This is a genomic window from Dyadobacter sp. CY345 (assembly GCF_021502725.1).
GTDB lineage: Bacteria > Bacteroidota > Bacteroidia > Cytophagales > Spirosomataceae > Dyadobacter.
Window position 1 is genome coordinate 493,239 of the sequence record NZ_JAKFFS010000003.1, and the last position, 21,100, is coordinate 514,338.

A 21,100-nucleotide genomic window follows, 5' to 3' on the forward strand; every position below is an offset into this window, starting at 1 on the left:
GTAAGAGGTGGATGCAACCTTCAAAGAAGATTTGTCATCATTCAATCACATTAACCAAAACATTAAAGAATTACAGTCATGAAAAAATTATTTTTATTCGGAATCGTCTGCCTTTTATCCACGGCGATGGCGTTCGCTCAGGAAAGCAGAACTTTCCAACTTTCAGGTTTCGACAAACTTGCAATGGGAAGCGCTTTTAAGATTGATGTTAAAAAGGGTAACCAGTTTAGTGTAACAGCCACCGGACAGCCAGGTGATATCAAAGACCTGGAAGCGAAAGTTACATCAGGCATTTTGAGAATTGGATATCGCGGAAACAACTGGAACAAAAGCAGAAAAACGGTCAGTATCAATATCACAATGCCGACGCTGGAAGCAGTGGACTTTTCTGGTGCTTCAAAGGCGCAGGTTGGAAATTTCCCGAACTCTAAAATGATGGCTGTTGAGGTTTCCGGCGCATCAAGCGTCACTATGAATTTCTCAGCTCCGAAAGTTTCAATGGAACTATCCGGTGCATCTTCTTTGACGATGATTGGTCAGTGTGATATTCTAAGTGGCGAAGTTTCAGGCGCATCGTCTTTCAAAGGAGAGAATTTTCCGGCAAAAGAAGTTAATATCGAAGCATCCGGAGCGAGTAGTGCTTATGTGATGGCCAATGCAACAATCCATGCCGACGCAAGCGGAGCAAGTAGAATCCGTTATGGCGGAAGTGTGAAAAACATCCATTCCAATACTTCAGGCGCAAGTTCTGTGAAGAGAGATTAGAAACTTGTTTTATATAGAATAGTACGAAAAGCCGGCTCTGTCCGGCTTTTTGGTTTTGTTCACTGACAGTCTTTGTATTTGAAAGTGGTGATTTTACTATCAGTACTTCCGCTGCTGCTCCCTGTTACCCTTTTTAACAGTGAAGATTGTGGTAAACCGTTTGGGTTATATATATAACTCGCTATTTCATCTGAAATATAATTTAGGTCATAATTAGTGAATTTTATTCTCACTAAATTATTATTGTCTCCTGATTGATACAGATCTCTCATTGGAATAGGTATCCCTTTAAAGTAAATTGGAATCAGTATTTCCGGATTAGGCTGATTATCATGTTCATAGTTTTGCTCAAATTGTAACTTTCCCTTCGAAAAAGTTTTAACATTTTCCAAATTGTCTTTTTGATCATAAGTGATAAGAATTTCGGAATCTTGAAATTTATCGAGAATGGTTCTGCCTTGTTTATTATACTTTGTAAAGGAAATTATAGTGCCGTCAGCACCATGTCTTTGTGAAGAAGAGATTTTTCCATCCACAAAATCTGTGGTAACGATTTGACCATCGTCATATACTTCGTTAGCTACCAGAGCGGTGCCATCGGTATTATAGGTATAGGATTTAATGCTACTAACGTTAGTAACTATCGGAGATTTGTTACTACTGGTTATGGTTGTCACTGTCTGTTTTGATGTAGTTCTAAGCAGATTTGATTCATATTGAAAATTGGTAGTTTCAACTGTCTCCATTTTGGCATTCCGCAAAGTGCCTGAATTGCCGTATGAAAATTCTTGGGAACGATAATCAAATAGTGTAGAAGCTTTTGTTTGAGTCAAAAATCCATTTTTATCATACTGATAGGAAAAATTCTTTTGCTCGGAAGCCTGCATTTCTAACTTGGATGTGTCTCCCGAGAAAGTTGAAAACAATGAATTCATTTCCCTCGGAAATCCTGGACTCTCTAAATCGATATCAGAATCGTAAGTAAGTTTAGAAATGTAAGGACCATTTTTGCTTTCAATCACCCAGGTTTGACCAACATATTTACAATTTTTACTTGGAATGTCATGATCTTTAAAGTCACATGAAGAAATAAGGAGTATTGTAAGATTAATAATTAAAATGACTGCAAATTTTTGCATAGGTTGAGTAATGATGGGAAGGGATAGATTGAAACTAATGCTAATTTGGGATAAATCAGTTTCTTTTACAACTTGCATCGCAGAATTAACGAGGGAAGCCGCAATAGTATGAGAAAGTATATTTTGTTATTGTTTTTATTATCAGGGGTTTTGCATTTGGCAAGTGGGCAGGATCGCAGCAAATACCGTGGAAGATATATGCCACCATTAGGCGTTTTCAGTCTAACTGGCGGTGTCGGCGTTGCCTATTACATGGGAGATTTGCAGAGTGGGCTTTCGGAGCATTTAGGTCTTGGCCCGTCAGTATCGGTTGGCGCGCTGTATCGTCTGACAGAACATTTCAGTGCGCGGGGAGAAGTGAGGTTCTACGGTGTTTCTGCGGATCAGAAAAATTCCGCAAATAATCAGCAAAACTTATCTTTCCGAACGCGAAATCCTGATTTGAATGTTGGAATACAAGCTGATTTATTTGCCTATAATCGTCATGAAACTTTCAATCCATATCTGCTTGGCGGTGTTGGCGTAACTTATATGACTCCGAAAGCAGAACTTGATGGCAATTGGATTAGTCTTGCTCCCTTGCAAACGGAAGGTGTAAAATATAATCGTCTGCCTTTAGTTTTTATGCTCGGCGCAGGATTTTCGAAGCAGATTGCGGAGCGTTGGAGTGTAGGTATGGAGCTTGTCAACAACTTTGTCAATTCGGATTATCTGGATGATGTCAGCACAGTTTATCCGGATTTTAATACTTTATCAAGTGATCTCGCCCGCCGACTTTCTGACCGTTCATCTGAAATTGGAGGGATACCACAGCAACCGGGCTGGCATCGTGGAAGGCCTGCCCGAAAAGATATTTATCTGTTTCTTCAGGTTCGTGTCAATTATTTAATCGGTACAAGAAAAGAAGCGCACGAACGCAAAAGTGTACGTTGTCCGCGTTTCTAAATAAATTATCAAAATCAGCCCAATGTTAAAAGCAAAAACCCCGCAGCAGTCGGAGGTGACCATGACTGAAATGGTACTTCCCAACGATACCAACACGCTCAATAATTTGATGGGGGGGCGCTTGCTTCACTGGATGGATATTTGTGCAGCCATTTCAGCTCAAAAACATTCAAATCGTATCGTCGTAACCGCTTCGGTTGATAACGTTTCTTTCACAGAGCCAATCCGTTTAGGAAATATTGTTACCATGCATGCCCGTGTTACCCGCGCTTTTAATTCTTCGATGGAAGTGTTTCTCGAAGTATGGGCGGAGGATATTCCCGCAGGATTGCGTGTTGCCACGAACCGTGCATTTTATACTTTCGTGGCTGTTGATCAAAACGGAAGACCAATTGAAGTTCCACCGTTGTTGCCGGAAACTGCAGCTGACCAGGAATTATTTGTCAGTGCTTTACGTCGCCGTCAGTTGCGATTGGTTTTAGCCGGAAGAATGAAGCCTTCCGAAGCAATCGAATTAAAAGCCTTGTTCGAAATACAGGAAGAAAAGCCATAACCCATCTTTTTTTGGTAATTTTGCTAAACCATAGGCGGCCTGCCGTTGTTGGTTGATTGTTTTCTCGTGTGGTTCGCAAATTATACGCGCTTCACAGAAAATTATTTATAAAACGCTTTCATTTATTATTTATAAAAAATGGCAAAAGAGATCATATTTTCGGACAAAGCTCCTGCTCCGATCGGCCCGTATAGCCAGGCTGTAAAAGTTGATAACACGTTATACGTTTCAGGGCAAATCGCTTTTGAAGCTTCTCAGTCGGGAAGTATCAAAGTGGAAACTGGCAAGGTGATGGAAAACATCGGGCATATTTTAAAAGCTGCCGGGCTTGGTTACGAAAATGTCGTTAAATCGAATATCTATCTGAAAGATATGAATGACTTTGCCGTGGTGAATGAAGTTTATGGTCAGTTTTTTACCAATGAACCTCCTGCTCGTGAAACTGTTCAGGTTGCCCGTTTACCGAAAGATGTAAATGTTGAAATTTCCGTGATTGCGGTGGAGTTATAGACTGGAAGTTGTCAGGAAGTAGACATGTGTTGTCAGGAAGTGGTCAGGAAATTGTCATGTGTTGTCAGGAAGTAGTCAGGGCTTATAAACGATAAATGACAATTTCCTGACAATAAATGACCACGCCTGACCACTCTTGAATACCCTTGACTACCCGTAACCACTTCGTGACAGATATATTTAATGTTGAAATATTAATAATGAATAAATTACCAGTTCGGGTGAGATTCGCCCCAAGCCCAACAGGACCACTCCATGCAGGAGGTGTCCGCACTGCCTTATATAATTATCTTTTTGCCCGCCAGCAAGGTGGACAAATGTTGCTTCGCATTGAAGATACTGATCAGAATCGTTACGTTCCCGGAGCAGAAGCCTATATTCTTGAAGCACTTGAATGGCTTGGAATTGAAATTGATGAAGGGCCGCAAAATGGTGGGCCTCATGCACCATACCGTCAGTCGGAAAGAAAAGAAATGTACCGTCAGTATGCTGAAAAACTGATTGCCGACGGTAAGGCTTATTATGCTTTTGATACTGCGGAAGAACTTGATGTGATGCGCAAGCGTCTTGAAGAAGCAAAAGTTGCTGCAATTCAGTACAACGCTATTACCCGTCAGGAAATGAAAAATTCTCTGACGCTTTCCCCGGAAGAAACAAAAGCACGTCTCGAAAGCGGCGAGCCTTATGTGATCCGGATGAAAATTATGCCGAAAGAAGATATTCGTTTCAATGATCTTATCCGCGGATGGGTGGTTGTTCATTCTTCGCAGATTGACGATAAGGTTTTGTTGAAATCTGACGGTATGCCGACTTATCATTTGGCCAATATTGTGGATGATCATTTGATGGGAATCACGCACGTGATCCGTGGAGAAGAATGGCTTCCGTCTGCTCCTTTGCACGTTTTGCTTTACAGATATTTGGGCTGGGAAAGTACTATGCCCCAGTTTGCGCATTTGCCATTATTATTGAAACCTGACGGAAACGGAAAACTTTCAAAACGTGACGCAGATCTTGGCGGTTTCCCTATTTTTCCATTGCAATGGACCGATCCGGTAACGGGTGATGTGGCGAAAGGTTTCCGTGAAGAAGGATATTCCCCGGAAGCGACTGCCAATTTCCTTGCTTTGCTTGGCTGGAATGCAGGAACTGAGCAGGAGATTTTCAGTATGGATGACATGATTAAATCTTTTAGTTTCGATCGTGTTCATAAAGCCGGTGCAAGATTCGATATCCAGAAAGCAAACTGGTTCAACCAGCAATATCTGAAATTGAAAGATGATGCCTCGATCGTGGCTGAAATTAAACCACTTTATGCAGCAAAAGGAATTGTAGTGAATGACGACCAGCTGATCCAGATTGTGCATTTGTTGAAAGACCGTGTTCATTTAACAAAAGAGATTGTTACAGAATCAGAATTTCTTTTCAATGCTCCTGAAGTTTATGATCAGGATGTTGCGATAAAAAAATGGAATGAGGAAGCTGTGAATGCTATTTCCGGATTTAAAGATGCACTTGAAGATTTCGATGGAGATTTTGTAGCAGACAATATCAAACACACGCTTTCCGGGAAAATGGAAGCGTCTGGTATCAAGATGGGAAAAATAATGCAGGCATTGCGTCTTGCAGTGACCGGCGCAGGTGCTGGCCCGGATTTGATGGTGATCATGGAAATTTTAGGAAAGCAAGAAGTAATTAACAGATTAGCACAAGCGCTTGACCGTTTGCCAGCGCAAATTCGCCTGGCATAAGTCGAAAATAACCGTTCGATCAATTTGCTTTGTCAATGGGTTTATAGTCGTATAATTTCGTATAAGTAATTTAGTTTACTGGCCCTCGGGCCGATAGCCAATTAACATTATGGCCAAAAAGAAACAACCTGATTCCGCTAAACCTGCAAACGAGAAACCTCGTGTGCACAAAGATCTGGACGGTTTTGACATCCAGATAAATTCGTTTGGCGAGATAACGACGAGCTTTGATATGGATCGTATCAACCAGTTTTTGAACAAAAACGTGGATGATAAGAAACTTCGTGACCGGGAAGATATTCCTGGAAGGAAAACCAAAAAAACAAAAGCCAAAAAATCCGGGGAGGAAGAAGAGGAATAGGGAAGTAATGTTTGTTTATGGCATACCTGCGTGATTTACTTATTACATATAAACTTTGAAAGCTAGATGATCTCACACGAAATCGATTACAAAATTATCGGCGATGATATACAAATCGTTGAAATAGAACTCGATCCTAATGAAACGGTAATTGCCGAAGCCGGTGCAATGCTTTTTATGGAAGATGGTATTCAGTTTGAAACCAAAATGGGTGATGGATCTGAGGCCAATCAGAGTATTATGGGTAAGATTTTTCAGGCAGGTACGCGTGTGCTGACTGGCGAATCTCTTTTCATGACGCATTTTACAAACCACGGTGTTGGGAAAAGAAAGGTTGCATTTTCTGCGCCTTACCCCGGAACAGTTATGCCGATTGATTTGTCCAAAATTTACGGTAATGAACTGATTGTGCAGAAAGACGGATTTCTGTGTGCCGCACTTGGCACCAGCATGAAGATCCACTTCAACCAGCGTTTCGGATCTGGACTTTTTGGTGGCGAAGGTTTTATTCTTCAAAAATTAAAAGGCGATGGAATGGCTTTCGTTCATGCCGGCGGCGTTGTTATTGAGCGTCAGTTGAACAATGAAACTTTGCGTGTTGATACCGGATGTGTGGTCGCTTTTGAGCAATCGCTGAGTTTTGATATCCAGCGTTCAGGTGGTTTGAAATCTATGGTGTTTGGTGGCGAAGGTATGTTTCTTGCAACGCTTCGCGGATCTGGACGCGTTTGGATTCAGTCGATGCCAATTTCTAAATTGATTCAAAGATTGTCAGTAGGCGGACCAAATGCGAGAAAAGAAGGCGGTTCAGTCATTGGCGGTTTAGGCAATCTTTTTGAATCGTAACAAGATTATTTTACAAAAGTCAAAAATGGTAAGTGCCCCTGTACTTACCATTTTTGTTATTAATAGAATAAAACCGTCTGTCCGATAACACCTGATTCGGTAATCACTTTCAGAAAATAATTTCCACTCGGCAATGGATGCGCAGGCTCGACCCTTACCAGGCCAACAATTTCGTTATCTGAGACGCGAATAGGATGTTCATTTCCCCTTGCATCGAAAAGTGCGCACTTAACCAGTTTTATATCTTCATCAGCTCTGAAATAGAAATATTGTTTTGTTACAGGGTTTGGGAAAATGACCAGATTAGCTGGTGAACCTTCCCGGAAAATTGAATACACCGCCGAATATCCAACTTCACCATTCTCATATTCCAACTTTAATCTGTAAAAACTACTCGTTTTGATATCGTTTTCGTCAATATGAGAAAAGATCTGAGAGTTGGTCTCATTATCAGGATCAAACGTTTTGATGTCTGAAAACGATTCGCCATCATTGTTCACTTGTATAACAATTTGCTTTAGACCCGGCACGGCCGCTATCAGCCAGGCCAGGTGCGTTTTGTTATCAACAGTCCTTGCCGTCAGTTTATTGATAAAATCAACTTCGGTATAGGCACTGCTGACTGAAAAATGATCAGACACGCTTCCTGTTAAAACGGGATTTAATCCAGTCAGGCGGATACGATATTGGCCGTTTTTAATCTCTTGCGGAATTTGAATTTTCAGGGGAGTTTGGTTTCCTGCGCCCACTATTGCCACAAATCTTCCTGCACTATCCAAAAGTTCAGCTTGCAAAGAGAGCAAGCTGGCTGGCAGACCAGTCAGGTCGAATGGTAAGGTAAAAGATGCTCCGGGAAACACTTGGAAAGGAGTAACACCTGTATGAATGGCATAGCTGGGTTGAAGCGGAGTTATTTCGTCCATCAAAGAATCAGTCAAAATACGATTCCAGGCCGAGGCCGCCAATGTCAGTCCCTGGACACCGCCAGCGATATTTTCGAAATGGCCTTGCTGTGGCCGGGGCATTTGGACGGTGTCAAGATTTGGTCCAGCATAAGTGTTGAAACTATCCAAGGAAATTATCCGGTTTTGAGCTGTAATTACCGGAACGTATGGTTTCGGCAGTGTCGAGCTGGCGGAGTTTCTGGCTATAATCCACGGTATATCCTTTCCAGTATCCCGTCGGCTATTGGTGATTAATGTTCGGATATTGTTAAAATAATTTTCCTCAGTAACCCCTTGCTGCGCGTCATTTTCACCATGCGACCAAAGTATCGCCCGCAATCCGAGTGAAGAATTCAGGTAACGAACTGTGTTTATAATATTGGTATAGGGCTGACGGTTCGGCCAAAACTTTCCGACATAAACATTAAAGGCATCTTTGCCGGACGCACCGTCGCGATAGTTTTCTGAATTCGCAGCAGCCCATGCTGAGTTTAGAAACAGGACAGGCGTATTCAGTTTTTTATTAAGCATATCACCAAGTTCTGCCCAGTACCAGGAAGTTTCTCCAGACGGAAAAATATAATCTTTTGCTTTTATCGGCGCGAACTGGGGCGCCTGCATAGGTTCGTCCGGCGCGACAGTTATGTTGTCAGCGTTCAGAAATTTGTTTATTGCATTGAATGTAACAACCTGGTCAGAAGAATTTTTAGAACCCAGATCCGGCAATCCCATCGCATTTGAATTTCCCGCGACCAGAAAGACTTCACCAATTCCTACCCGGGAAGCCGCTGAGATATCAACCGTTCCATTTGCTGCGTATCCGGTTAGCTGCAATTCATACCAGCCTGTTTTTGCTTCAAATGTTGCAGTTAAAAATCCCTGATCAATCTGGCTTTTGGAAAATGACAAAGATTTTATTTCGGCAATATTACCCTGAATAGGAGTCAGTTTAGCTTCAATGGATTCGTAAGGGACATAGGCGTAAGCAGTAACTGATATTTCTGCAAACCCGGATTTATCTCTTTGTAACACCTGATTATTAATCGGGCTTTTAATTACCAGTTGTGCACGCAGACCTAAGCAACAACTTAAAAAAAACAAAAAAGTAAGAAGCAGATTCCGGTGGGAGAGGTTAAGAGAAAGCCGGTAATTGCAACGCAAAACAAATTCCGTCATAGTGTGCTGGTTTATTATTCAAAGGCTTGCCGATATTGGGAGAAAGGTTTCTAGTTATAAAGTTCGCTAAAAATAAAACAAAAAAGCCAGCTCATCGCTTTTGGCTGCTGAGCTGGCTTTGTGAAATTTCAAATTTATTAGTTATAACCTGGATTCTGAGGAGTCAGATTTGGGTTATTTTTCATTTCCTGGATACCTAATGGGAACAACAGATGTTTTTCCTGCAAAGCTACCCCGGCACCTACATTCAGGTTAAGGTGACCAACGAAATTGTCAAATCCTTTTGTTTTTTCGTTGAAAACTTTACGAAGACGAACCATGTCGAACCAGGTAATTCCTTCATAAGCGAATTCATACCAGCGCTCTCTCCACACTGCTTCGCGGAACGAAGTCTGCGAGAAACTTCCAAGTGCAGGCGTTGTCAATTTAGCTCTGTCGCGTACTTTTTTCAATGCGTCATAAGCTTCCTGAGTTGGTGCACCAAGCTCGTTTTGTGCTTCTGCAAAGATCAAAAGAACTTCTGCATAACGAATAAGCGGAACGTTCAGGTTGTTGTTACGAGTTCCCGCTACACCTTCCATTCCATTTGCGGTCTGGTTGAAGTGTTTGAAAACGTAAGGAGCTCCAAGAGAAAAACGTGCTCCGTTACCGTTTGTGAAGTAAGTCGTATAGAACCATCCTTCCTGATCTACTGTACGAAGGTCACCTGCTTCATAAGAGTTGTAGAAAGACAAAGTTGGTACTGTGCTTCCTGTTCCACCCGGGCCTGAAAAAGTTACCGGTTTGAAGTTTGGCAAATAATCTCCTAATGGATTACCTGCTACTGCCACATTATACTGGATCTGGAAAATGTGCTCCACACGGTTTTTCAAATTTTCCTGATGAACTTGTTTGTAAGTATCAAACAGATTAAGTACTGCGGGATTTGCTTTTGAATACGTGATTACTTCCAGTGCTTTATCAGCGGCAAGTTTGTAATGTGTTGCTCCTTTGCTCAATGGAAAGCCAGCCATTGTCAAATATACTTTTGACAAAAGTGATTTAACAGCCATCTGCGTAGCACGTCCACTTGTTTCAGTTACTGGCAAACCAGCTGCTTCTGCGGCAACCAAATCGTCAACGATAAGCTTGTAAATTTCTTCCTGAGGCGCACGAGACGGCAAGAAATCAGTCGAGTTTGCAGTTTGAGGAGTGGTAACCAAAGGTACATCTCCCCAAAGTCTCACAGCGTAGAAATATGCCCACGCACGAAGGAAGCGCGCTTCCCCGATCAACTTAGTTTTCTGAGCCTCAGTTGCTGGCGCAAGAAATGGAATCGTTGGAATTTTTTCCAAAGCAAGGTTGGCGTTGGCAATAATTCTGTACAAACCATTATACCAGTTATTGATATGAGCAGTGTTTCCGTCATAAGTCAGAGAATAAAGGTTATTCAAATCTGAATTCTGACCTGTTTCTGTTGTTGCTGTTCCTGTAACAGCTTCAAGCAATTGCCAGTTTGCAGAGAAAATACCAGCTCCTTCACCATAGAAACGAAGACCTGCATAAGTGGCTGCAATAGCCGCCTCTGCGTGATCAGGTATGGTGTAAAAACTTTCCGGTGTTAAGTTAGATGGATCTTTCTCGTCAAGGAAATCCGAACAGCTTGTCGGGCCAAGTAAAATGGATCCGCAGAGAAGTACCTTGGCTACATTTTTTAAATTATATAACTTCATAATCAATGTTTATTAAGGATTAATTTTTTTGGCTAATTAGAACGCGATCTGTAAACCTGCCATGTAAGTGGTTGGTTTTGGATAGCCGTGCCAGATCATACCTTGCGAGAATACGTTGCTGTTCTGATCTCCGTTTGTTGGCGTAACTTCCGGATCTCCATGTGGGTATTTTGTAAGCAGGAAGAAGTTCTGAGCAGAAACATAAAGTCTTAGTTTGCTAAGTTTAAGTTTGCTCACCATGTCAGATGGGAAGTTGTAACCCAACAACAAGTTTCTTCCACGTAGGAATGATCCGTCAAAAATCCAGTGAGAATCTACGTTTGTTACATAACCAGCTCTTGTTTCACGAATTTGCGCAACAGGTGTGTTCTGGTTAGTAGGTGTCCAAGCATTCAATACAGAAGTGTAGCTGTTTGCGATAGAAACGCGGTCTTCACTTGGGTGAAGCGTCATGTCCATAACGTCGTTACCGTAGGAGTATTGTACATCAAAAGTAAGGTCGAAGCTCTTGAAGCGAACTGTGTTGGAGAATGTACCCCAAGCTTTTGGGCTACCATTTCCGATGATAGAACGGTCAGCATCTGTAATAGCACCATCGCCGTTGAAATCTTTATACTTGATATCACCTGGCAACATAGTAAGGTTATTACGGTAGCTGGTAAATTTGGCAGCTTCATCTCTTTCAGCCTCGCTCCAAGTTCCTAAACGTGTTAATCCCCAGAACGATCCAACTGGTTCTCCGATACGGATAATACCTGTCTGGTTTGTAAAGTTAGGACCACCTACACCGAAAATATCAGAAGGTGTTGCCAATGAAAGTACTTTGTTTCTGTTCAAAGAAATATTGAAGCTTGAATTCCATGTGAAGTCGCCTCTTTCAATATTCGTCGTGTTCAAAGTAAATTCAAATCCTTTATTCTGCATAGAACCAATGTTCTTTCTGATTACAGCATATCCGCTTGAACGTGGAACCGGTGCATCCAAAAGCATGTCTGTAGTTTTTCTGTAATAGTAATCTGCTTCAACAGAAATTCTGCCTTTAAGGAAACTGATCTCTAAACCTGCATCCGTTTGTGCTGTTTTTTCCCATTTCAAATCAGGGTTAGCCAAACGGTTGATACCTGTACCACTTACTCTTGTATCGTTGTAAATCGTAGCATAGCCAGAACCAAGCAGTGACAAAGAAGAATAAGGAGGAATTTCAGAGTTACCAGTCAAACCGTAACTTGTACGAATTTTCAAGTTAGAAATAACTGAATTTCCTTTCAGGAATTCTTCATCAGATACTTTCCATGCCAAAGCCGCAGAAGGGAAAAACGCGAATTTATGGTTCTCTCCAAATTTAGAAGATCCATCCGCACGTCCCGTGAACGTTACAAGATATTTATCAAGCAATGTATAGTTCACACGTCCAAAATATGAGTTAAACGCAAAACTTTGTTCAAGAGAACCCACTGCCGGCAACGTAGCGCCCGCACCAAGGTTGTCAAATCCGAAATAATCTGTCGAGAAGTTACGAACACTGGCATTTGTTGTTGTAACGTTCGTTTTTTGCCAAGAAATACCGGCAAGTACGTTCAAATAATGGATTCCCATTGTCTTGTTGTAAGTCAGGTAGTTTTCCCATGACCAGAACGTTTCTTTTCTTGCATCTTTGCTGGCAGTACCAAATTCAGAAAGTGCAAGTGTACGTGTCTGAGATTGGTTCACTTCTTGGTTGATCACGTTGATACCAAGTACCGAACGTAGTTCCAGACCTTTTGCAAGTGTAACATTTCCATACAAGCTACCCAATGTAGTAGCAGTATTCACGATATATTTACGGCCAGACAATCTGTGGATAGAACTGAATGAACCTTCTGCCTGAGGATAATCTCTGTTATTGGCAAAAGTTCCGTCAGGGTATCTTACAGGAAGGAAAGGGAAATCTTCCACCATCTGACGTGGAACAGCATCGTTGATATCAACAAGATTTTCGCTTTGGTTGTTATAGCTCAAAGTCGCGCCGATTTTCAACCATTTTTTAACCTGATCATCAATGCTGAAACGAGTTGAATAACGTTTCAGATAAGATTCTTTTAATAAACCCTGATCATCACGGTAGCCGAGAGACAATGCATAAGTAGTTTTATCATTTCCACCGCTGAAACCAAGCTGATGGTTTTGAGAAATTTTATTTTGCGTTGCTTCTTCAAACCAGTCTGTATCGTAGTTTGGTTTGTAGCTTCCGTCTGCTGCCTGCGTGAATACGTCAGGATGCTGCAGGCTAAAAGCAGCTCTACGCGTCTGAGGGTTTAAGTTGGCATATTTTCCGGTAGCCCAGCCAGCCGGGTCAAATTTCTGAATATTTGCATACGCAAGATCTTCCACATCAAGATACTGCTGAGCATTCAATGTTTTTGGTCTTTTTGGACCGATCGTCGGTACACTGACGTCAACATTGTAAGTCACAATACCTTCACCAGATCTTCCTTTTTTTGTTGTAACAAGGATTACACCATTTGCACCTCTCGCTCCATAAATCGCAGTAGAAGATGCATCTTTCAATACTTCAACAGAAACGATATCATTCGGGTTGATATAATCAATGGCTGAGCTGTACTGGTTTTGAGTTCCTTGTGGAAGCATTACTCCATCTACAACGTACAATGGGTTGTTGGAAGAGTTGATAGAACTGAAACCACGGATACGTATATTGCTTCTTCCACCCGGGCGACCTGAGTTCACGTTTACCTGAACCCCTGAAACTTTACCTTGCAAAGCCTGATTCAAAGAAGGGGAAGGTCTTTCTTTAAGCTGATCTTCTTTTACTGAACCAACAGCACCTGTTAAATCTGATTTTCTTGCTGTACCATAACCGATAACAACAACTTCACTTAACGCTTTAGTATCTGATTCAATGGCAACATCAATTGTAGAACGATTGCCTACTGCAACTTCCTGGCTCACATAACCAACGAAGCTGAATACCAATGTAGCGCCGCTTTCCGGTACAGAAAGTGTGTAAGAACCTGTCGCATCTGTTGTAGTACCCGTGCTGGTTCCTTTAATCACCACGTTCACGCCTGGAAGGCCTTCTGCTTTATCTTTTTCAGTAACTTTTCCTTTAATCGTTCTGTCAGCAGTTTTCAAACCGGACAGATTCGTATTTTTATGTTTGGCAGATATCGTTTCAATATTCCCGTTCGCGTATGTTCCAAAAGAACACGACAGCGCGAGAGCTACTAAAACTGTTTTTTGCATCGCTCCTTTAAGAGTTTTGCTTTTTCTGGTAATATTCCTTTTCATACAGTTGGTTGCTTTAATTATGAAAATGTAATGTATAGCCTATGCGCACAATGTTTTGTAAGCGTGAATGGCCTGTGATCGTTGATTACAGCCTAAAAAGGTAGTCAGGGTTTTTTCTTTCATAAATTGATTTAATTTAAATTATTAAAAATGGACTGTATTAGCTTAGTTAAAATGTTCATTGATTGTCGGTTCGGTTGATGAACCTGCTTATAGAGAGATAGTCCACACGCCGCTGCTTATCAGGACCGAAGCCGCCAGGTACCAGTAAGCTTGCCGACCGATTGGGAACTTTCCGCTCTTAATGTCTTCGAGCTCTCTCAGTTTTATTTTGGTTTTGATTTTTTCCAGAATCGATTTAGAATACTCTTCACTTTTTGATTCTGGGAACAGGGAATTTATTTCCGGTGAACTTTCGAATGACTGGTACCAGCTTTCTACTTCTTCACGCTCCTGTGGCGTGCAGGTTCCGCTTAAATATTTATCTAATAATCCGGATGGTACAGGTGTCTTCATATATACATTCGTTTTGGATAATAATAAACCGGATTAATACAATTTAATCGATCTGTTTTACAAGGACGTGCGAGAAAGGCTAACACCTTAGTTGATTGATAAAAAAAATCAAATTTCTTTATCAAAAGTTAAATCAGATTTAAATTTTGCTCTAAAACGCTCATGACGAAAGCTATGTAAGCAGCAGGCGAAAAGCTGCGAAGCTGATAACGGATTGTGTTTCGGGCTTTTAAAAGATGGCTTTCAATAGTTTTGGTAGAAACGTTGGAACTATCGGCAATTTCTCTAATCGTAAGTCCGCTTTCAAACAGTTCATAGGCACTTCGGCATTTTTCGGGAAGGTGGGAAAGGCTTTTTTCGTACGCTGTTTTCAAATCGTTATATGCAATTTCCTCATAAGTAGCCTGGTCAGCTTCTTTTTCAGAATAGTCATCGGGGAATTCTGCAACCTTGTAATTCTTACGGAAAAATGAAATGACAGCATTGCGAAGAGACGTGTGAATATACGCATCAAACGTTTTAGCAACCAAAATTTGATGTCTTTTAGACCATAATCCTACAAATAATTCCTGCACCAGCTCTTCCGAATGATCCCTGTCGCGAAGACGTTTGTAGGCATCATTCAAAAGTCTGTAAAAGTATCTTCGGTATAATTCTTCGAAAGCCAGGTGGTTGTCCAGCTTGATTTCAGATAAGAGTTCCTCATCATCAAATTCGATAAACTGAATTCTATTTGCGCTCATAGATTTTACAGCTTTTTATCAGGATAGGGAAGTATAATTTTAACAATAGATATTTTAAAGTTTTAATTAATAGGGGCAATATTATAATAAATAAATATAATAATTAAATAGAATTTTAATATTGTCATTAAAATGTCCCTGCAAACGTTTGCAAAAAAATTCTATAAACAGAAAATTGTTATGTAACCGATGGGTATTTATCGTGTATAAACAAATTGTTAAAAAAAATAATTATTTGATTTTGCGTAGGTGGGATATTTGTATAGTGCTGAGAATCAAATCAAGTAAGGAGAAGGTCGGCATTCGTATCTGTTATGCCGCGTGATTACTACAAAAAATTACATGAATCGGAAGAATGGTGTCAGTCCGTATTCCTGGGATATATCACTCCCATTATGTGATTGTTAAATTTTTTTTGTGTACAATAATTTTACCCTTAGTTATCGAAGAACTGGATATTTGAGAACGGCTCAGATCGCCAATAAAAATAAAAACGGGTGCCAATGCTGACACCCGTTTTAAGCAAATAATATGTTTGATCTTACACCAGATCGATAACTACACCTCCATTCCGAACGGATTCATCGCAGGCAAAAGCGATTTGCAAACTTGTAACAGCATCTTCCAGGTGGTCTGTCAGGTCGAGATCTTCCTTAACAGCTTTCAGGAAATAAGCTTGTTCGCGGTTACATAATTCCTGGTGATCCGGCTCGTCTTCCAGATTGATCCATGAATCTTCGTGAACAAATTCATCTTTATCATTTAAAGCGGCATGGTGAATTCTTATTGATTCAGTTTTGGTATGAGCCTCCACAGAAGAAGATTTTCCGGCTCCGGCGGCATCTTTCGCAACAATTGAAACCGAACCCTTTGGCCCGATCACGTCTTTTACAAAAAATGCAGTTTCGCTGATCATTGGACCCCAGCCAGCTTCATACCAGCCAACCGAACCATCTTCAAACCAGATCTGAAGTTGTCCATAGTTATAATTTCCCTCAGGAATATCGTCCGTCAGACGCGCACCTATTGCATTCACGCGGATTGGCTTCGAGCGAGTCATCTGGCACATCACATCTATATAGTGTACACCGCAATCAACGATCGGGCTAAGACTTTTCATCAAATTACGGTGAACTGTCCACATATAGCCATGGCTTTGCTGATTCAGGTTCATTCGCATAACCAGCGGTTTACCGATATTTTGAGCTTCCTGTACGAAACGCTCCCACGAAGGATGGTGGCGAAGAATGTAACCAACAACAACTTTTTTGCCGGCTACTTTTGCAGCGGCAACCACTCTTTTAGCACCTTCAACAGAGGCGGCCAGCGGTTTTTCTATAAATACGTGAGCGCCTGCTTCCAAAGCCTGGATCGCAAAAGTTTCGTGCGTATCCGGATAAGTGGAAATACAAACAGCATCTGGCCGGGTTTCGTTTAATGCGGTTTCATAGTCACTGTACAAGGCATAACCGCCGCCAAGTTTTTCGTTTAAAACTTCTTTGCTCTTTCCGGTCGATACGATTCCGCAGATTTCGAAACCATCAGACAACTGATATGCAATTGCGTGGGATGCGCCCATGTTACCACAGCCGACAACCAGGACGCGCAACGGATTTTCATTAACTGAAACAGACATACGAAATATTGTTATTTAATAATATTGGGTAGATAGGAATATTAACCCCAAAATTAACGATTTAAATCCGTTTAGGGAATTATCACTTGCTGGTGATCCGATTGCAAGTATCAAAAGCATAGAAGAATGTTTAAAATATAAGAATTGTAATGATGTTCTTTTTTTAATGAACTAAAGGTTGCATAATGCACGAAATTTATCTCCTCTTAATAGATGTTTATCAATTTTTCTCTTGTGGTTCCTCATACTGGAATCAGGCGTCTCGCTTGCATTTGCGTTTTTTTTGCTCTTACAATTTGTAACTGTGCCTTTGCGCAGGAAGATCTTAAACCAACCTATGGGATTGTTGACCGTGCATCTCTTGAAATGAATGCTTATCCGGCGGACAGCAGCGCGGAGGCCTTGGTGCTTTATGATTTTGGAGAACTTAGATTCAGCTACCAGGATCATGTCGGACTCATGCTGATTTTTGAATACCGAGTCAGAATCAAGATTTTGAAAGAATCCGCACTTGACCGTGCGTCGGTAATCATTCGCTATGGCGAAGATGGAAACCTTGAAAGGGATGAAAGCATTACTGACATTTCCGGTTTTACTTACAATCTCGTCGCAAATAATATTGAAACGGTTGCGATGCCGAAAAAAGCCATAGTTAGAGAAAAACTGTCTGACAAATACTGGGTATGCAAATTTAACCTGCAAAATGTCAGAAAGGGATCTGTCATTGAATACACCTATACCAAAGCCACACCTTTTGCTTTCCGTTCAGAGCCGGATGACTGGAATTTCCAACAGGATATTCCTTGCAAATGGAGTGAGTACAAAATTACAATCCCTAATGTTCTTTATTACAAAATCACCTTTGGAGGTTATCTACCGCTTCATATTGACAAGCGGGAGAATGTAAACATTGATATTGGCCATCGGCAAATTGATGGGCCCGGGTTGGCGTATCGATTTGTTATTAAAGATGCACCAGCGTTTGCAAATGAGTCTTACATTACAACTAAGAAGGATTACGTTTCCCGGATCGCATTCGAACTGGCCAGTGTGCATATTTATGGAGAAGGAATGAAAAGCTATTCTCAAACCTGGCCTGATGTGGACAGAACGTTGCTTAGCACAGGCAGCTTTGGGGGACAGTTGAAAAATTTTTTATTTATAAAGGAAATTAATGAAGTTTTAGCAAAAAAGACAACAGACCCGGAAGAAAGAATGGCACTGGCGTATGACTACATTCGTCAAAATATAAAGTGGAATGGAGAGACAGGTCTTGTATCCGAGGAGGGCGTTAAAAAAGCCTTTGAAAATAAAAAAGGGAACGTAAGTGATATTAATCTGATGCTTACCAATTTGCTGAGACAATTAGGGCTGGAAAGTAATCCTGTCGTGTTAAGTACACGTTCACATGGAAGGGTCATTGAAGAAATTCCTCTTATTGATGGTTTCAATTATGTGGTGAGTCACGTAAAACTGGGTGAAAAAGAATATCTGCTGGATGCGACGCAAAGAAATACACCTTTGGGCATGTTACCTGAAAATGCGCTTAATACAAAAGGGAGGTTAGTTTTGAATAATGGAAAAGGCCGTTTTCTAGATTTAAGATCTAAAGTTGCACTGAGAAAATATCAAAAGATTGACGCAGATGTCTCGCCGGAAAATGGTTTGTTAAAAGGAAAATATTTTATGACCTTGGGTGGTTACGAAGCTTTGAGGTGGCGAGACAGATATCTTTTAGAAGCGGAAGAAAACTTTTCTGAACAGGTAAAAAAGACGAATCCTGACTGGGATATTGACAATTTCAGAGTATCAAACAAAAATGAAAAGTTAGGAGAATCAGTTGAAATAACCTACGATTTTGAAGCTGAAAGTGACGGATCGGCATCTGACGTTTTTTATTTCAATCCAATGGTGGCTGGGAAGATTTATGAAAATCCATTCAAAGCGCTGAACAGGATATACCCTGTTGATCTGACGACAACGAGTTCAACTACATTCATTGGAAATTTCAAATTTCCCGAAGGGTATTATTTAGAGCAAATCCCCCAGACGGCTATCATCGCATTGCCAGAAAAAGCAGGGAGATTTACTTATCAGGTAAAACAAGAAGGGAATGTGATCTCGGTAAACAGTGTGCTCGTAATTAATAAGTCCTATTTTACTGCATCGGAATACGAGCTGCTCAGAGAGTTTTATGACCGGGTGGTCGAAAAACATGCGCAGTTACTTGTTTTGAAGAAAAAGAAATAGATTTAATTGAGATGAAAACAATCAATATTTTTTTACCAAAGACATTGCTGACACTTTGTTTTTTTGCACTCCAAAGTCTTGCTTATGCGCACGATTTTAGCGTTAGTAAAATACCGCTGGAACTACTTAAAGATGCTAATGCTGTCATTCGTCTTGACGAAGAGACTTTTGAAATTTTATCTAAGTCGGAAGCTAAACAGCGCAACCGTTTAGTTGTGACAATTCTAAATGAGAAAGGCGAAGATACGTATAGTGAAATGATGGTCCGTCATGATAAATTTACAAAAATCACAGACCTTGCCGCCAATATTTATGATGCAGATGGTAAGCTGATCAGGAAAATAAAAAGCTCTGATATAAAAGAGTTTGGCTATGGCATAGTTGGAAATGATATAACAGATGCCAGATTTAAGGTTGTAGATTTTGGTCGGAAAAGCTACCCATATCCGTATTCCATAGAACTTAGCTATGATACCAGAGATCGGAATATGATGTCTTATCCCAGTTGGGTTCCGACGAATAATGGCAGAAGCTCTATTGAATATTCTTCGTTCAAAATAAAAACACCCATTGGTTTTACATTTAGGTATAAAGAGTATAATGGTGCTTCTCCGGTAAAAAAAACGTTTGATACAGACGGTTTGCCACTGTATGAATGGACAATGAGAAATCATGCAGTTCTTGATAAAACACCATACCCCTTACCCGAAAATGAATTTTTGCCAAGAGTATTGACAGCACCGGTTGCTTTTGAAATTCAGGAATATTCGGGAGTTTTGAACAACTGGGAAGATTTTAGTAAATTTTATTATACGCTGAACAAGGACCGTGATCAAATGCCTGCCGAGACGATTGCAGAAATAAAATCGGTTGTGAAAGATGCCAGAACAGATCGTGAAAAAGTGTTGCTCCTCTATAAATGGCTGCAGGCAAGAAGCCGGTATGTGAGCATTCAACTTGGAATTGGAGGGTGGCAAACGATCGATGCCATGACTGTCGCCGCGAAAGGTTATGGAGATTGTAAGGCACTAAGTAATTTTATGGCAGCGAGCCTAAAACAAGTTGGAATTACTTCTTATGTAGCTTTGATCAAAGCTGGTGATGAAGCAGAAAATAATCTGGACTTTCCAAGTAACCAGTTTAACCATGTTATTGCCTGCGCTATCTTACCAAAAGATACGATTTGGCTTGAATGTACCAGTCAGAATACGTCTGCCGGTTTTATGGGCTCATTCACTGGTAATCGTAAAGCTTTGCTTGTGATGCCAGAAGGAGGAAAGCTGGTAACGACACATTTTTACGAATCTGAAGAGAACGTAGTAAATCGCGTTATAAATGCAAAACTGGATGAAAAGGGTAATGGACAGTTAAGTGTCCGGACAAACTTCAAAGGAATGCAGCAGGAGGCCCGGGAGAGACTTTTGTATGTTTATACAAAGGAAGAACAAAAAAAATGGCTGCTAAGTAATTTGGAGCTGCCCAACATGGAGCTGGAAAATATTGAATATAGCAAGACCGATAATGAAGTTCCCGTGGTGACAGAAAAGTTAAGGATTTTGGTTCGAAATTGCGCCACAAGAACAGGCGACAGATTATTTGTTAAGCCTAATTTATTAACAAGGCAATTAGCCTTGCCAAATTCTTCAAAAGAACAGACCACGGATTTTTATCTGCCTCCGTCCGATTATAATTTTACAGATTCGGACAGTGTTTCCTTTGAAATTCCGGCTGGATTAAAGCTGGAAACTTCACTTCCGAACTTAAAAATTGAATCCGTTTTTGGTATATATACTGTCAAGGTGGAGTTTGATAATAACAGACTGTTTTATTTAAGGAATGTTACTATGAAAGGAGGCCGTTTCTCATCCGCTGATTACCCAAAGTGGATTGATTTTTTAAAAAAAATCAGAAAAGCAGACCGTTCCCAGATTGTTTTCGTAGAGAGCAAAACCTGACGGCTCACGT

16 protein-coding genes are annotated in these 21,100 nt (G+C 40.8%); 9 read left to right on the forward strand and 7 right to left on the reverse strand.

Features of this window, described 5'->3' with window-relative positions; genetic code table 11:
* Nucleotides 1-78: 78 nt before the first annotated feature.
* Nucleotides 79-765: a head GIN domain-containing protein gene (locus tag L0657_RS15980; protein WP_235151784.1), complete on the forward strand. Its 687-nt coding sequence runs from the start codon at nt 79-81 to the stop codon at nt 763-765.
* Between the two features lie 59 nt (nt 766-824).
* On the opposite strand, the gene L0657_RS15985 is transcribed toward L0657_RS15980, so the two are convergent.
* Nucleotides 825-1,982: a hypothetical protein gene (locus L0657_RS15985; RefSeq protein WP_235151785.1), complete on the reverse strand. Its 1,158-nt coding sequence runs from the start codon at nt 1,980-1,982 to the stop codon at nt 825-827.
* A gap of 30 nt (nt 1,983-2,012) precedes the next feature.
* Here L0657_RS15985 and L0657_RS15990 point away from each other — a divergent pair, with 30 nt between their 5' ends.
* The 6 genes from L0657_RS15990 to L0657_RS16015 all read left to right on the forward strand — a co-directional run bounded on the left by L0657_RS15990 (nt 2,013) and on the right by L0657_RS16015 (nt 6,870).
* Nucleotides 2,013-2,849, forward strand: coding sequence for an outer membrane beta-barrel protein (locus L0657_RS15990; protein WP_235151786.1), 837 nt, complete (start codon nt 2,013-2,015; stop codon nt 2,847-2,849).
* Between the two features lie 22 nt (nt 2,850-2,871).
* Complete coding sequence (locus tag L0657_RS15995; RefSeq protein ID WP_235151787.1) at nt 2,872-3,402, forward strand: acyl-CoA thioesterase; 531 nt, start codon at nt 2,872-2,874, stop codon at nt 3,400-3,402.
* A gap of 138 nt (nt 3,403-3,540) precedes the next feature.
* The gene (locus L0657_RS16000; protein WP_235151788.1) at nt 3,541-3,912 is read left to right on the forward strand and encodes a RidA family protein; all 372 of its coding nucleotides are present in this window, start codon (nt 3,541-3,543) and stop codon (nt 3,910-3,912) included.
* 200 nt (nt 3,913-4,112) lie between these two features.
* Complete coding sequence (gene gltX / locus L0657_RS16005; protein ID WP_235151789.1) at nt 4,113-5,663, forward strand: glutamate--tRNA ligase; 1,551 nt, start codon at nt 4,113-4,115, stop codon at nt 5,661-5,663.
* Between the two features lie 109 nt (nt 5,664-5,772).
* Nucleotides 5,773-6,024, forward strand: a complete 252-nt coding sequence (locus L0657_RS16010; protein WP_235151790.1) for a hypothetical protein — start codon at nt 5,773-5,775, stop codon at nt 6,022-6,024.
* Between the two features lie 66 nt (nt 6,025-6,090).
* Nucleotides 6,091-6,870, forward strand: a complete 780-nt coding sequence (locus tag L0657_RS16015; RefSeq protein WP_235151791.1) for a TIGR00266 family protein — start codon at nt 6,091-6,093, stop codon at nt 6,868-6,870.
* Nucleotides 6,871-6,929: 59 nt separating this feature from the next.
* Here the strand turns inward: L0657_RS16015 and L0657_RS16020 are convergent, their stop codons facing one another.
* The 6 genes from L0657_RS16020 to L0657_RS16045 form a co-directional block, all read right to left on the reverse strand.
* On the reverse strand, nt 6,930-8,990 hold the full coding sequence (locus L0657_RS16020) for a sialate O-acetylesterase (protein ID WP_235151792.1): 2,061 nt from the start codon (nt 8,988-8,990) through the stop codon (nt 6,930-6,932).
* A gap of 137 nt (nt 8,991-9,127) precedes the next feature.
* On the reverse strand, nt 9,128-10,702 hold the full coding sequence (locus L0657_RS16025; protein WP_235151793.1) for a RagB/SusD family nutrient uptake outer membrane protein: 1,575 nt from the start codon (nt 10,700-10,702) through the stop codon (nt 9,128-9,130).
* A 36-nt stretch (nt 10,703-10,738) separates the two neighbouring features.
* Nucleotides 10,739-13,990: a TonB-dependent receptor gene (locus L0657_RS16030; protein ID WP_235151794.1), complete on the reverse strand. Its 3,252-nt coding sequence runs from the start codon at nt 13,988-13,990 to the stop codon at nt 10,739-10,741.
* A 210-nt stretch (nt 13,991-14,200) separates the two neighbouring features.
* A complete protein-coding gene (locus L0657_RS16035) occupies nt 14,201-14,506 on the reverse strand; it encodes a hypothetical protein (protein WP_235151795.1) in 306 nt (101 codons plus the stop codon).
* A gap of 128 nt (nt 14,507-14,634) precedes the next feature.
* Entirely contained in the window at nt 14,635-15,249 is a 615-nt protein-coding gene (locus L0657_RS16040) for an RNA polymerase sigma factor (protein WP_235151796.1), read from the reverse strand.
* A 541-nt stretch (nt 15,250-15,790) separates the two neighbouring features.
* On the reverse strand, nt 15,791-16,885 hold the full coding sequence (locus L0657_RS16045) for a Gfo/Idh/MocA family protein (protein ID WP_255717874.1): 1,095 nt from the start codon (nt 16,883-16,885) through the stop codon (nt 15,791-15,793).
* A gap of 213 nt (nt 16,886-17,098) precedes the next feature.
* Here L0657_RS16045 and L0657_RS16050 point away from each other — a divergent pair, with 213 nt between their 5' ends.
* The gene (locus L0657_RS16050; protein ID WP_235151797.1) at nt 17,099-19,135 is read left to right on the forward strand and encodes a transglutaminase domain-containing protein; all 2,037 of its coding nucleotides are present in this window, start codon (nt 17,099-17,101) and stop codon (nt 19,133-19,135) included.
* Between the two features lie 11 nt (nt 19,136-19,146).
* Complete coding sequence (locus tag L0657_RS16055; protein ID WP_235151798.1) at nt 19,147-21,090, forward strand: DUF3857 domain-containing transglutaminase family protein; 1,944 nt, start codon at nt 19,147-19,149, stop codon at nt 21,088-21,090.
* Nucleotides 21,091-21,100: the final 10 nt, after the last annotated feature.

What these genes read in the sequence shown, in the direction of transcription:
- L0657_RS15980 (WP_235151784.1), top strand. Translation starts at nt 79, where the DNA reads ATGAAAAAATTATTTTTATTCGGAATCGTCTGCCTTTTATCCACGGCG.
- L0657_RS15985 (WP_235151785.1), bottom strand. Translation starts at nt 1,982, where the DNA reads ATGCAAGTTGTAAAAGAAACTGATTTATCCCAAATTAGCATTAGTTTC.
- L0657_RS15990 (WP_235151786.1), top strand. Translation starts at nt 2,013, where the DNA reads ATGAGAAAGTATATTTTGTTATTGTTTTTATTATCAGGGGTTTTGCAT.
- L0657_RS15995 (WP_235151787.1), top strand. Translation starts at nt 2,872, where the DNA reads ATGTTAAAAGCAAAAACCCCGCAGCAGTCGGAGGTGACCATGACTGAA.
- L0657_RS16000 (WP_235151788.1), top strand. Translation starts at nt 3,541, where the DNA reads ATGGCAAAAGAGATCATATTTTCGGACAAAGCTCCTGCTCCGATCGGC.
- gltX (WP_235151789.1), top strand. Translation starts at nt 4,113, where the DNA reads ATGAATAAATTACCAGTTCGGGTGAGATTCGCCCCAAGCCCAACAGGA.
- L0657_RS16010 (WP_235151790.1), top strand. Translation starts at nt 5,773, where the DNA reads ATGGCCAAAAAGAAACAACCTGATTCCGCTAAACCTGCAAACGAGAAA.
- L0657_RS16015 (WP_235151791.1), top strand. Translation starts at nt 6,091, where the DNA reads ATGATCTCACACGAAATCGATTACAAAATTATCGGCGATGATATACAA.
- L0657_RS16020 (WP_235151792.1), bottom strand. Translation starts at nt 8,990, where the DNA reads ATGACGGAATTTGTTTTGCGTTGCAATTACCGGCTTTCTCTTAACCTC.
- L0657_RS16025 (WP_235151793.1), bottom strand. Translation starts at nt 10,702, where the DNA reads ATGAAGTTATATAATTTAAAAAATGTAGCCAAGGTACTTCTCTGCGGA.
- L0657_RS16030 (WP_235151794.1), bottom strand. Translation starts at nt 13,990, where the DNA reads ATGAAAAGGAATATTACCAGAAAAAGCAAAACTCTTAAAGGAGCGATG.
- L0657_RS16035 (WP_235151795.1), bottom strand. Translation starts at nt 14,506, where the DNA reads ATGAAGACACCTGTACCATCCGGATTATTAGATAAATATTTAAGCGGA.
- L0657_RS16040 (WP_235151796.1), bottom strand. Translation starts at nt 15,249, where the DNA reads ATGAGCGCAAATAGAATTCAGTTTATCGAATTTGATGATGAGGAACTC.
- L0657_RS16045 (WP_255717874.1), bottom strand. Translation starts at nt 16,885, where the DNA reads ATGTCTGTTTCAGTTAATGAAAATCCGTTGCGCGTCCTGGTTGTCGGC.
- L0657_RS16050 (WP_235151797.1), top strand. Translation starts at nt 17,099, where the DNA reads ATGTTTATCAATTTTTCTCTTGTGGTTCCTCATACTGGAATCAGGCGT.
- L0657_RS16055 (WP_235151798.1), top strand. Translation starts at nt 19,147, where the DNA reads ATGAAAACAATCAATATTTTTTTACCAAAGACATTGCTGACACTTTGT.